At 39.5% G+C, this 13271-nt stretch carries 11 protein-coding genes; 4 read left to right on the top strand and 7 right to left on the bottom strand.

Annotated elements, in window-relative coordinates; all coding sequences use genetic code 11:
- Positions 1-455: 455 nt before the first annotated feature.
- The 5 genes from Q0212_RS02665 to ahpC all read right to left on the bottom strand — a co-directional run bounded on the left by Q0212_RS02665 (position 456) and on the right by ahpC (position 8802).
- Positions 456-3104 carry a LuxR C-terminal-related transcriptional regulator gene (locus tag Q0212_RS02665; protein ID WP_297921813.1) on the bottom strand — a complete coding sequence of 883 codons (2649 nt, stop codon included), beginning with the start codon at positions 3102-3104 and terminating at the stop codon, positions 456-458.
- A gap of 463 nt (positions 3105-3567) precedes the next feature.
- The gene (locus tag Q0212_RS02660) at positions 3568-4524 is read right to left on the bottom strand and encodes a triacylglycerol lipase (RefSeq protein WP_297921810.1); all 957 of its coding nucleotides are present in this window, start codon (positions 4522-4524) and stop codon (positions 3568-3570) included.
- A 364-nt stretch (positions 4525-4888) separates the two neighbouring features.
- Positions 4889-6355 (bottom strand): hypothetical protein, encoded by a 1467-nt coding sequence (locus tag Q0212_RS02655; RefSeq protein ID WP_297921807.1) that lies wholly within the window; start codon positions 6353-6355, stop codon positions 4889-4891.
- A gap of 234 nt (positions 6356-6589) precedes the next feature.
- Positions 6590-8134: an alkyl hydroperoxide reductase subunit F gene (gene ahpF, locus Q0212_RS02650; protein ID WP_297921804.1), complete on the bottom strand. Its 1545-nt coding sequence runs from the start codon at positions 8132-8134 to the stop codon at positions 6590-6592.
- A 101-nt stretch (positions 8135-8235) separates the two neighbouring features.
- Positions 8236-8802 carry an alkyl hydroperoxide reductase subunit C gene (ahpC, locus tag Q0212_RS02645; protein WP_297921801.1) on the bottom strand — a complete coding sequence of 189 codons (567 nt, stop codon included), beginning with the start codon at positions 8800-8802 and terminating at the stop codon, positions 8236-8238.
- A 220-nt stretch (positions 8803-9022) separates the two neighbouring features.
- On the opposite strand from ahpC, the gene Q0212_RS02640 reads away from it, so the two are divergent.
- Both Q0212_RS02640 and Q0212_RS02635 read left to right on the top strand, forming a co-directional pair.
- Positions 9023-9253 carry a hypothetical protein gene (locus tag Q0212_RS02640; protein WP_297921799.1) on the top strand — a complete coding sequence of 77 codons (231 nt, stop codon included), beginning with the start codon at positions 9023-9025 and terminating at the stop codon, positions 9251-9253.
- Positions 9253-9651, top strand: a complete 399-nt coding sequence (locus Q0212_RS02635; protein WP_297921796.1) for a type II toxin-antitoxin system VapC family toxin — start codon at positions 9253-9255, stop codon at positions 9649-9651. The genes Q0212_RS02640 and Q0212_RS02635 overlap by 1 nt, the downstream gene beginning before the upstream one ends.
- On the opposite strand, the gene Q0212_RS02630 is transcribed toward Q0212_RS02635, so the two are convergent.
- A complete protein-coding gene (locus Q0212_RS02630) occupies positions 9648-10190 on the bottom strand; it encodes a YaeQ family protein (RefSeq protein WP_297921793.1) in 543 nt (180 codons plus the stop codon). The two genes, Q0212_RS02635 and Q0212_RS02630, sit on opposite strands and share 4 nt — an antisense overlap.
- Positions 10191-10280: 90 nt before the next feature.
- On the opposite strand from Q0212_RS02630, the gene Q0212_RS02625 reads away from it, so the two are divergent.
- A complete protein-coding gene (locus Q0212_RS02625; RefSeq protein ID WP_297921790.1) occupies positions 10281-11426 on the top strand; it encodes a DEAD/DEAH box helicase in 1146 nt (381 codons plus the stop codon).
- A 9-nt stretch (positions 11427-11435) separates the two neighbouring features.
- On the top strand, positions 11436-12380 hold the full coding sequence (locus Q0212_RS02620) for a homoserine kinase (RefSeq protein ID WP_297921787.1): 945 nt from the start codon (positions 11436-11438) through the stop codon (positions 12378-12380).
- Positions 12381-12404: 24 nt separating this feature from the next.
- On the opposite strand, the gene Q0212_RS02615 is transcribed toward Q0212_RS02620, so the two are convergent.
- Positions 12405-13196, bottom strand: a complete 792-nt coding sequence (locus tag Q0212_RS02615) for a CsgG/HfaB family protein (protein ID WP_297921784.1) — start codon at positions 13194-13196, stop codon at positions 12405-12407.
- Positions 13197-13271 lie beyond the last annotated feature (75 nt).

Raw genomic sequence — 13271 nt, 5'->3', positions numbered from 1 at the left:
AGTCTAGGACTCCCACGTTTGCACTAATTTGCCTCTTATTTTTATTGTTTGCCGCGATTATTGTTGTTATTTATCGCTTGCTCTGACGCTTATTGTTTTTATTCGCCAGTTATCTACTCTGTTTAGTGGCAGGCTTGTTATTTTTTTGGCCACTCAATAAGCTATTTGTACGATGTTGCCTTCCTGACATTGCACAAACCACTTTTCATCTTATTATTATGGTTTATTGTCGTTGTTGTTACGCGCTGCACTATTTGTTGTTATTTGCTACGCATAATATATATTGCAGATAGCGTGCCAACTTTTATATAAAATATTTTTTGTTTATATATCAAATAGTTATTTGTTTTGATGGCTGCGGTTATGTGAACTGTGTCTTAAAAAGGTAACATCTTGACAGTGTCTAAGTAACAGCTTTTGTATGTTACCGTAACAAGTGTTTAGTTTAGGTAACGTCATGTAGCTAAATTTAAGCGCAGTAACATTTCTATCGCTTGGGGACGTTTGTTAACACCAAGTTTGGTATAAATATTTTGTGTGTGTGTTTTAATGGTACTTAGAGACACACAAAGCATTTCGGCTATTTCTTGGCTGCTTGCTCCGCTAATCATTTTTCGGGCGACTAGGCGTTCTTTTTTGCTTAATACTAAATAAGAAGATAAGGATGTGTTATCGGTAACTGCTGGTGTTTCTGTATGGGGAGCAAGTAAAGCCATGATATCGCACATTAAAGGATGATGAATCAGACTTTTGCTAATCAGTGGTAGCAAGGTCTCTAACAAATGGTCTTCGTGAGCAAACAAACGTAAAAATTTACTGTCATGAGTGGAAATAATCGCTTTTTGTAAACTGTCGGCAGCTTTACTCAATAAGTGTTGTTGATATTGCATGATGGATTGAATAAGCAAAACCTCAACCAGTAAACGACGATGTTGTTGGCTTTCTGCATAGTCATATAGTTTGTCTAATATATAAGCTGTTTCTTGATAGCGTTGTTGTTTAATAAAAAAGCGACATAATACTAAGTATTCTGCCCAACGCTCAAAAACTAACTCACCCTTAACAGGTAATTGCGCATTGTTTAGCCATTGTTGTACGCAATCAAAACGCTGTTGTTGCAACCAAAGTTGTACTAAGCTCGCAGAGAGTGGCGGAATTTCAATTAAAAAACGTTCGGAATAACGAATTAGCTCTGCTTCTTCGATAGCTGATAAAACGACGGTTTGTTTTAGGGCAATTTGAGCTTGTGCTAATAACACACGTCCCCAAGCATTAAAAAACTGCATTTGACCAATGCGTGTCATGGCAACGCCTTTTTCTAAATGCAATATCGCTTCAACTAATTGATTACTTTCGTAAGCCAATTCACCTAATCCTAAATGCAACATTCCACAGACTGGCACATCTTGCCAGCCAAAAGCGATACATTCTGCTAAAGCGCGATTATAAATTTGTTCAGCTGCTTCTAGTTCGCCACGTAATAAATAACAACGTCCTAAACCTAAGACGGCAAAAATAGGAATCATTAAATTATATTTGGCTTGGCTAATATGGGCATTGGCCATAAACAAGCGTTGAGCTTTGTCAATTTTGCCTTGTACATAATAACAAAAGCCCAAACAAACGGATGCGCCACTATATAACACTTGTTTGGGTGACAAATAATTTAGAGCTTCCATCACAGAGGCTTCGGCACGTTCAATATCACTGGTTAGGCAATATTGGCAACCACGAATTAAGGCTATTTGACCTAACAAGCGATGTTGTTTGTTGGTATCAATAGGATTATTACTGAGGTATTGATGAATAGAGGCTAAGTGACGATCTATTTCTGAGAGATTGTCCATCACCAAACCTGCCCACGCACATAACATAGATAATTTGGGACAGTTGGCTAAGATGCTAGAAGGTAATTGGTATGCCCAAGTGACAGCAGTAGTAATTCGGCCTAAAGAAAATAGTTGTGAGCTATTATCTTCCATTAACTGTGCAGCTAGTGTGTAATCTTGAGCATTCATACTATGTTGAATGGCTTCGTTTAATAAATGATGTTGTGTAAACCACAAACTAGCACGTTGATGCAAGGTGGTGATGTCATCTGGACTATATAGTTCTTCTAGGCGACTTTTTAATAGTGAAGCAAATAAATGATGATAACGATACCAGCCACGTTTATGATCTAAACAGCTAATAAATAAGTTTTGTTTTTCTAATTCATTAATTAGCTGACGACTATTGTTTGTCTGGCGTAAGCTATCACACAAACTGGCATTAAATTGCCCTAACAAACTGGTTTCTAATAAAAATTTTTGCAGCTCATCAGAGAGTTGATTTAACACTTCATCCATCAAAAAATCAGTAATGTGCCGATCATCACCTGCAAAATTTTTAATAAACATAGACTTATTGCTGGTATTGCTTAACGAAAGTGCAGCAAGTTGTAAACCAACAATCCAGCCTTCAGTGCGTGTTTCTAAGCTTTTTACTAAATCGGGCGTTAATTTTAGTTGCATTGATTGATTGCAAAATTGCTGAACTTCTTCAACACTAAAACGTAAGTCTTGGGTATAAATTTCGGTGAGTTGCCTTTGAGCGCGTAAGCGTGCCAAAGAAAACGGCGGTATTGTTCGGCTGGTGAGGATTAGGTGTAGTTGTGGTGGTAAGCGTTCTATCATAAATGCTAAAGCATCATGCAAAAATGGCTCATGTAAACAATGTAAATCGTCTAATACTAAACATAATGGCTCAGTAAGTTGTCCCAAATCGTTTAATAAAGCGCGTGTTAAGCCTGAAATAGCAGGTAATTGATTGCTACTAGATAAATGATGGCTTTGGTTAGCAAAATCAGGAAATTGACTTTGAATGGCACTGACTAAGTGCATCATAAATTGAGTGGTATCATTATCTGTATGGTCTAGTGATAACCATGCACAACGCATATCAAGTGAGTTGACCCAAGAGCTAGCTAATACGGTTTTACCATAGCCAGCAGGAGCGCAAATCAGCGTAATAGGGCTAAGCTGTGCAGATATTAGTCGAGGTCGGTTGACTAATTGCACAGGGCTTGTAGGTATGCGCAATTTAGCAGCAAGGATATAGTCCATCGTCTTAACCATTGTGGTGTGATGAGGGCTTACAGCTTGGCTTATGGCAAATTGAGTCGTTTAGATAAGCGTTAATCAATAGCGTTTAAGCTTACCAGCCGATTGTAAGACCTGTTATTTTTGTTGTGTGTGAGTATTTTATTGACGATAGATGACTAATTATTGATAAAAAATGACAATATTATCGGATGATTGGAAAATAAGCTGAACAGAGATTACACAAAGAAAAACTAGTAGTCTTAAAGACGAGGAAAACAGTCACAAGGGACGAGGACTGAGTTTGATGTTGTTGTGTTGACGCAACAACATCACAAGACTTAGTAGCAAAAAAATTATTAACAGCTTTTGACTTAGATGTTTGACCGAAATTAGGTTCTAAGTCAAAAGTCATTAACAAGGTATATTTGCAAAAATAAATAATACAAGTTAAATAAATAACCGTCTTGTAACATTATCGTATTAATTACAAGCCAGCAGTTTGTAAACGGTTGGCATGAGCGCGATAAATTGTTTTTGGATTGGTTTCAAATAAGTTAACAATACCAAAGAAACCGTTAATAGCATCTAAATGGTTGTTCCAATAGTTAGAGCGAACCACTTTACCCAAACGCTGTGAACACTCACCTACCAAACCGTCATTTTTTTCGCCACTAAATAAGAAGGCGGCTGATAACAAACCAATACCTGCATCTAAGGGGTCAAGCACATTAGTTAACACACTTACGCCACCCCAAGAATAGTAATTAACTTTGTGTGTTACACCATTTTTAGTGTAGTTTTGGCTATAAGCACCTTCGCCACAAGCACTAGGTACACCTGCTGGATATTTGCTATTAAAAGTAGTTAAACCAGGAGTTGTGAGGCTATTTAAAGCGTTAATTGAGCTTTGATCTAAAGTCGGAGTGCCATAAACAAAAGTTAAAAAGCCTGCTAAACCATCACCAACAGTTTTGAGAACAGCTTCAGTGACTGTACCCGCTGGAGCAACTTTACGAACTACGTCTGCTACTCGTGAGCCTTTATTAACACCATTGACACTTGTTACAGAAGCAACGAGGTCTGGACGAACAGCAGCAGCATAACGTGAAGTTGGGCTGCCTTGGCTATGACCAATTAAGTTAAATTTGCTATAACCATAAATTGCTTTTAGGTCTTGCATTTCCTTAATTAATTGTTCGCCACGTAATTCATTGCTACCTACTGCAGAAACGGTAGCCACATGTACTTTGCCACCATCAGCTTGTAATGTAGAAGGAACTTGATAAAAGTAATCTGCACCCCAAAAATTTTTAAACCCTAAAATACCGTGTACTAATAAGGTAGGGTATTTGGTTGTAGTGTAACCAGCTTGCGCGGTTGGTGCAGCGACCATTAATGAGCTAGCTAAAGCGGCGGCAGAAAGCGTTAATAATTTTTTCATGGTTGTCATCCTGTCAACTCATTCTCTAAGCATCTCAAAATTGGGATGTTGAAAATGCCTGAGTTTTTGAGTTTGTTATGGTTGTTTTAAGTTTTTTATGAGCATTACTGCTCTTGATGGGACGTATGATGAACTAAACTAAAAGGCTAAAAATCAACCGTAAGGATGAAAAAAAGGATGAATTTGAGGATGATTTTTTGGCGTCTTTTCGCAATGATGGCGTGAAAAAGTATGAATTTTGACTTTTTATATCAAAAATGGCGTTTAAAGTTAAAATTTTAGTGAATATAAGCTTGTTGATTTAATCTACTAGAGTTAATTGTTGTTGTGAATGAACAGTCGATGAGTGGTGATTTTTTAACGATTAAATACCAAATACTTTTAATAAGGCATCCCATATCCCTTCAACTCGTTTGCTGCCTTTGCCTTGTGTTGGTTGATGTAAGGGTGATTGCTCATAAAAATATAGGCCTGTTTTGCCCTGAAAACGATCATTAAATAAAGAGTCTTTGCCTAAATAATAGGACACAAAGGTTTCACAACGATAGTTACTATAAGCTAAATCACTGCTAAAACCCAAAGTGGCACTTTGTTGAATAAGGCGTGATTGTTGTGCTGATTCGACGACAACACCGCCACTGCCTTTAATAATTAATTGACATTCACCATGGAAAATCAAATAACGTAATTGTAGTGTTAACCAGCTATGTAAACTAAATAATCGCCAATGTTTGCTAATAACAACAGGATGATTACGATCTTTAATAACGCCTACTAAACCACGAGGCTTACAAACCAGACGGCTATTTGGAGGGAGGCTAATAATCACCAATTCTTCAAAAGGATGATACATTGAGGCCAGTTGTACGACTTCTGTTTCTGCACTGCGTATTCTGACTAAAGTGACTAAACCTGCTGCCCAACTGGTTAATGGAATAGAGGCGTTTAAAAACCATTGCGTTGTTTTTTCGGCACGTTGACTAAAGCTTTGCAAATAATCAGGATGTAGTAATAACTCTTGATGCGGCAGTAACTCAACAGTCAAGGCATGTTGTGAGATATGACCTGTTGCAATCGGTAAATAAGGCTCTTGAATGCTAGCATCAATTTGTACGGCTTTTAAACGAGAGACAATAGGAGCTACTAAAAAATACAAGACAATTTTAATGATAATAGGGGTTAGTATAGCAGCTAATAAAATGCCTATAGCCATGGGTAAAATTTCGCTGATGGCTTGTTTGAGTTGTGTTAATAAGCTGCTATTAACTAAATGTTGACTATGTTCTACTGTGTTTGAAATATGATTTAAGGCTTGTTTGGTTTGCAGAAGCTCTTCAATTAAACGTTTATTTTCGGCAATAATAGCTGAGTTGCTAACTTTATTTTGCCAGAGTTGTTTTGCTTGTTTGGCAGTTTCTAATTGGGCATTGAGTGCGGCAATTTTAATTTTATATTCACGGAGTTGTTGGGCTGTTTCAGACAAAGGATTTTTGCGTGATAACCAATGTTCCTCCCATAAATCATCGCGTTGTTGACGCAACTCACTCAACTCTTGTTCTAAGCGAGTCACTAAGGTTTGGCGATTAGCGAGTTGTGTTTCTAATTTTGCTGTGGCTTGAGCTGTTTTTTGTTGAGCTATTTGTAGCTCTTGGTAGCGTTTGTTGAGAATAATTTGAGTTTGACGTTGTTGAAGGTACTGTTGCTCAGCCTGTTCAAGTTGTTGCCATTCATGTTTGAGCCAAGAAGCTGCTAGTAACACAATAACAATGAGTACCAACCAACGCAGTTTTTCGGTCAGAATACGCAGTATAGTGAATAAGAGCTTGGCCATGGTTAAGTTAATCGTCGTCCTGCTTTCGACTTTTATACCATACCAATAAAGCCAAACCACCAAAAACTAACAAAATAAAGCCAAGCTCAATCAGAAAAAACATAAAAAACTAGATTTGTCGCAATTAAGAATAGGAGCTGATTTTAGCCCCTATTCTGCCATTTAGGACTTAGGCATTATCGCCTATTTGTTTGTAAAATGTGCTAATTGCGATGCAATGCCTAAGTTCGGAGTTTATTGCTGTCTAATCAAATAATCAAACGCGGCTAATGAGGCTTTTGCGCCTTCACCCATCGCAATAATAATTTGCTTAAATGGGGCAGTAGTCACGTCGCCTGCGGCAAATACACCCGCCATTGACGTTTCACCACGGGCATTGACTTCAATCTCACCACGGTTAGTTAAGTTTAGGGTGTCTTTTAACCAATCAGTATTGGGCAATAAACCAATTTGTACAAATACACCTGCAACCGCTAAATGATGACTCTCATTGTTTAAGCGATTGGTATAACTTAAGCCCGTCATTTTTTGGCCATCGCCATGTACTTCGGTCGTTAAGGCTGAAGTGATTACGGTGACATTAGGCAAACTATGCAATTTCTTTTGCAACACGGCATCAGCACGCAGTTTGCTATCAAACTCAAGCAAGGTCACATGGCTAACTATACCTGCTAAATCAATCGCTGCTTCTACACCCGAATTACCACCGCCAATCACTGCAACGGCTTTGCCTTTAAATAACGGCCCATCACAGTGTGGGCAGTAGGCTACCCCACGACCACGGTATTCTTTTTCACCATTGACGTTCATTTCGCGCCAACGTGCGCCTGTCGCAATTAAAATGGCTTTGCTGCGTAAGGTTGCGCCACTGGCTAATTCCACATGAAATAAGTCATCTTTGCTTAAACGGCTGGCACGTTGATTGTTGATAATATCAACCTCATAGCTTTTTACGTGTTCTTCTAAAGAGCGTGCTAATTTTGCGCCATCAGTTTCTTTCACCGAGATAAAGTTTTCAATGGCTAAGGTATCCATTACTTGGCCACCAAAACGCTCAGCTACAACACCCGTTCTAATGCCTTTACGGGCGGCATAAATCGCTGCCGCTGCCCCTGATGGGCCACCACCGACAATTAACAAGTCATAAGGGGCTTTGTCATGTAACTGAGCGGCGGCTTTGGCTTCGGCTTCAGTATCTACTTTGGCTAAAATCTCTTCTAAAGTCATTCGGCCTTGACCAAACTCTGCACCATTTAAACGTACCGAAGGCACGGCCATAATGTTTTTATCGGTCACTTCTTGTTGAAACAACGCCCCATCAATCATGGTATGACTGATATTGGGGTTAAGTACCGCCATAATGTTTAAGGCTTGCACCACGTCTGGACAGTTGTGACAAGACAACGAAACATAGGTTTCAAAATTTAAGCGAGTAGACAAGCCTTTAATTTGCTCAGCAATCACTGCCTCAATTTTGGGGGCATAACCACTGACTTGTAATAAGGCTAATACTAAAGAGGTAAATTCGTGCCCTAAAGGGATGCCTGCAAAACGTACTCTAGGTGTTTCTCCCACACGTGCAATCGCAAATGAAGGTTGACGTTCACCAGAGACAGGTTCGGCAAGACGAATTTTGGCATTTAAACCAGCAATTTCTTGCAATAACTGATGCAATTCTTGTGCGGCTTGGCTGTCATCTAAACTGGCAATCAATTCAATGGGATTAACCAGTCGTTCTAAATAGGCTTGTAATTGAGCTTTTAAGTTGGCATCCAACATGATATGACTCCAGTAGGGGCAGCTCTTGTAGCTGCCCAAGTGACTGTATATGTTAAAACTTAAGGGTTTCAGGGCAACCACGAGGGTTGCCCCTACATACATTAAATCTTGCCAACCAAATCTAAAGAAGGCTTCAAGGTTTCTGCACCTTCTTGCCATTTTGCTGGGCAAACTTCACCAGGATGGTTAGCAACATATTGTGCGGCTTTGACTTTGCGCAGCAATTCACTGGCATCACGACCAATGCCGTTTTCATGGATTTCACAGAGTTTGATTTGACCTTCGGGATTAATCACAAACGTACCGCGTAAGGCTAAACCTTCTTCTTCAATCATCACTTCAAAGTTGCGGGCTAATGTGCCTGTTGGGTCGCCAACTAAAGGATATTGCACTTTGCGGATGGTGTCAGACGTGTCGTGCCATGCTTTGTGAGTAAAATGGGTATCAGTAGACACACCATAAATTTCAACGCCTAATTTTTGAAACTCGGCATAGTTATCCGCTAAATCACCGAGTTCTGTTGGGCAAACAAAGGTGAAGTCAGCAGGATAAAAGACAACCACAGACCATTTGCCTAACAAGGTTTCGTTGCTAACAGGAACAAATTTGCCGTTGTGATAAGCCGTGGTTTTGAAAGGTTTTACGGTGGTATTGATTAAGTTTGCCATGATGATTTTCCTCAGAGAGTTTAAGTTTAGGACAGAGACATTTGAAGAAAATGTCTCTGTCACTGTTCAATCTGAGGTCAATCCTAGCGAAAATTTAAAAATAGTTAAAATTGATTTTTTATTAAAATTTAATAGTTAAAAGCTATTATTGTTTTTGATTACGATGTGATAGCATCAAAACACATATAGCACATATATAGAAACTCTGAGGTAAATCACTATGTCACAATTGCATTTTTATGTGCCTGATGACTTAGAGGCACAAATTCGACAACAAGCACAACAGCTCAATTTGTCGGTCTCTAAGTATTTGGCAGAATTAGTCAAACGAGAGTTAGCAACGCAGCAGCAATGGCCTGATAGTTATGTGGTGTTATTTGACCAATGGCAGGGTGAAGCTAGCCAACGGCCAGAACAATTGCCAGTCGATGAGCGATTAGGGTTTGATTGATGTATTTATTAGATACTAATACCTGTATTCAGTTATGGCAACGAAAAAATATCACGGTACGTCAGCATTTTTTGGCCTGTCGCCCGCGTGAAATTGCTTTGTGCAGTGTCGTAAAAGCAGAGTTATGGTTTGGCGCACAACGCAGCCAACAGCCTACGCATAATATGCAGTTGCTACAGGCTTTATTTGCGCCAATTCAAAGTTGGGTATTTGATGATAATGCGGCTCACTATTATGCACAAATTCGTGCCGACCTTGCGGCCAAAGGCCAACTGATTGGCGCAAATGACATGCTAATTGCCGCAATTGCCTTAGCACATCAAGCGACTTTGGTGACGCATAATACTCGCGAGTTTCAACGTGTATTAGGGTTGAATTTGGTGGATTGGGAGCTTTAAGGCTTTAACCAATACACAGGATTGACTTCAATACTGTGTTCACCAATCGAAAACCACAATTGGCCTTGTTGAATGGTGCATTGAATTTGCATGGTGCGTTCAACGGCTTGGGCTAAAGCTTCGGTTTCGGCAGGGAGTAAATTAATCACGGTTAAATTATCAAAACGACTGAGTTTATCTTGCATTTTTTTCCACCACACATCCGCCGTGCCACCACCATAACTGACAATCACTGCTTGTTGACCACGACTAGCTGCTTTACGTAGACGTTTTTCATCGGGTTGGCCTAAATCAATCCACAATTCAACTTCATCTCGTAGGTTTTTTTGCCACAAATCAGGTTCATCTTCAGCACTTAAACCTTTGGTAAACTGCAAAGAATCGCTGGCATATAAGGCAAAAGCGACAAGTCGAATCATCATCCGTTCATCGGTTTCGGATGGATGTTGAGCAATGGTGAGTTGATGTGTTGCATAATAATCTCTATCCATATCGGTAATAGAGAGTTCTGCTTTAAAAATAGTAGATTTAAGAGCCATGTTGACTATCTATCTTGCAAAAATAAGGCGAGTAACATAACAGAATTACGTTAAAATAGCGGCTACTTTTAATCTTTGAAACGATTGTTAATGACACCTAAGCCTACTTTTAGCCATCTTGGTATTGATTCTTTATTAGTTAAAGCAGTCAATGAGCTTAATTACCAACAGCCCACCCCCATCCAACAAACCGCTATTCCCGCCATTTTGCAGGGACGTGATGTGGTGGCAGGCGCAGAAACAGGCTCAGGCAAAACCGCTGCGTTTGCTTTACCTTTGTTGCAGCGTTTATCTCAGCAAGCACAAACAAGTCAGGCGAAAGGCAATCAGATTCGCGCCTTAATTCTTGCCCCAACTCGTGAATTAGCCATACAAATTGGCCAAGCGATCAATAGTTATGGCCAATATTTACAGCCACGTTTAAAAGTATGTGCGGTGTTTGGTGGTGTCTCCATTAACCCACAAATGTTGTCTTTGCGTGGTGGTGCAGATATTGTTGTGGCGACAACAGGCCGTTTGCTCGATTTAATGGCACATAACGCGCTTAAATGTGATGCTTTAGAGTATTTAGTGTTGGATGAAGCCGACAAAATGCTTGGATTAGGCTTTAGTGAAGAATTAACCCAAATTCTTAAAGCTTTGCCAAAAAAACGCCAAAACTTGTTATTTTCGGCAACATTTCCACCCGAATTACAACAGTTGATTGAGCAATTATTATATCAACCTCTCGAAATTAACCTTGCGAAACAAGACGAAAATTTAATTGAACAGCATGTATATGTCGTTGAGCAAGAACGTAAAAATGCGGCATTAATTCATTTAATTAACAGTGAAAATTGGCAACAAGTATTAGTGTTTGCCAGTGCTAAAAACACCTGTAATCGTTTGGTGTTAAAATTGGCCAAAGCAGGACTTCAAGCCGCCGCGTTTCATGGCGATTTAAGTCAATCGGCGCGCAATAAAGCTTTAGAGGATTTTAAAGCCAAAAAAATTCGCGTGTTGATTGCGACAGATGTGGCTGCACGAGGTATTGATATTCAACAATTGCCTTATGTGGTGAATTTTGAGTTGCCACGCTCAGCCAATGATTATATTCATCGGATTGGTCGCACAGGCCGTGCAGGTCAACAAGGTTATGCTGTGGCATTAATTACCGAAGAAGATGAAGATCATTTTCGATTAATTGAAAAACGCATGAAAAAACGTTTGCCACGTGAACAAATTCTTGGACTTTAGGAGAAAATAATGTCTGTTTATACCGAATTAACCTTAAGCGAAATTCAAGAGTTTGTTAGCCAATACCAATTACAAGCGATTGCCTATCAACCTATTCAAGCAGGAATAGAAAACAGTAATTATTTTGTGAGCACTGCCAATGGCCAAGAATTTGTGCTAACCATTTTTGAAGAGTTAAATGGCCAAGAAGCAAGTTTTTTAGCGCCTTTATTACAGCATTTACAACAAGCTGGCGTGGCTGTAGCCGCTCCTTTAATTGCCAATAATGGTCAAAGTTTATTGACTATTAAAGATAAAGCCGCGCAATTAGCACCACGCATTCAGGGTCAACATCCCTTACAGGTTAACGTTGCTCAAGCACAAGTTATTGGTGAGCAACTGGCTAAATTGCATTTAGCTCTAAAGAAATACCCACTCAAACGCAGCAATGCGCATGGGGCAGCTTGGTGGCAAAAAGAAGCCGCCAAAGCACGCAATGGCATGACTCAAGTTGAACAGTTGATTTTAGATACTGTGCTCAATGATTTTGAAGAAACCACCGAAGATTTTGATGATTTGCCTAAAGGCTTAATTCATGGTGATTTATTTCGCGATAACACCTTATTTGCTGGTGATGAACTCAAAGCGATTTTAGATTTTTCCGAAGCGGGTAAAGATTATTGGTTGCTAGATATTGCTATTACCATCAATGATTTTTGTAGTGATTGGCCGAATGTGGCTCTTAATCAAGCGTTATATCACGCCTTTTTAACTGGCTATCAAAAAGTACGCAAACTCACCGAAGATGAGCAAGAAGTCTTACCCACGTTTTTAACCATGGCCGCACTACGTTTTTGGTTATCACGGCTCAGTGTTGCCAAACGTAATGCTGCCGAAGGTCGCACAGGTGAACATGTGTTACAAAAAGATCCGCAAGAAATGTTAGCGATGGTGAAGGCAAGAATGGTGATGTAGGGGCTGGCTTAGCAGCCCACAATTTTATTTTTTTGCTTGTGTATTAATGGGGTTAGTAATAGTTACATCGGTTGCCCCTTTACTTTCAACAAGTTTTAAAGAGCTAAAAGACGCCACTCGTGCTAAAACATCACGCACTACTTCTTCCATCGGTGTGCCTTTTAGGTTTGATAAGCCACCAACTAAACCAATACCGCCACCATAGCCACCCATGCCTAAACCATAGCTGGATGTTTGATTGTTGCCAGTAAATGTTTTGGCATCGACAATTTTGGCTTTATTGACATCAATAATTTTGATGTCTAAACCTAAATCTGCGGATTTTTTAGTGGTTGAAATAGCACCAACGATAGGAATCATGCCGCCACCAATAGCTTGCTTTTTAGTACTCATACTAATAGAGGTAATTGCACCACTAATCATATAATCAGCCTGTTGAACTTCAACTGTTTTACCTACAAGAGCCAATTCTTTTGCTAACTCATCCATTGCTTCGCGCTCTTGTATATCAAAGCATCCCGTTTCTTTGAGTGCAGTGGTCAACATGGCTTTTAGTCCATCACCAATAGCAGGAAAACTAGCTTCCGATTCACCTGAAGCCATTTGTGCTAATGCAATTAGACCACTCTGACGAGCTGTATCTGCTGTATTAGTTTGGCAGGCGGCAGACTTACAAGTTAAATTGCCAACCATAACACTAGCAATAGGCTTAGAACATTTGGGAAGATTGTAATCTTTTTCTGAAACAGTGGTTTCGGCCATTGTATATGTGGATAAAGAGAGTGTTAAAATGCCTAAACTAGCACGAAAGTTCATAAAATATCCTTTTGTGAGGGGAAGGTGATCTGAGACTGACAGTAATATTTTAGAAATTTAGTTATTTTTAAAGAT

The sequence above is a fragment of the uncultured Agitococcus sp. genome (genome assembly GCF_937920075.1).
Lineage (GTDB): Bacteria > Pseudomonadota > Gammaproteobacteria > Pseudomonadales > Moraxellaceae > Agitococcus.
Note: the sequence above shows the minus strand (reverse complement) of the source record. Positions and strands in the feature narration are given on the sequence as shown.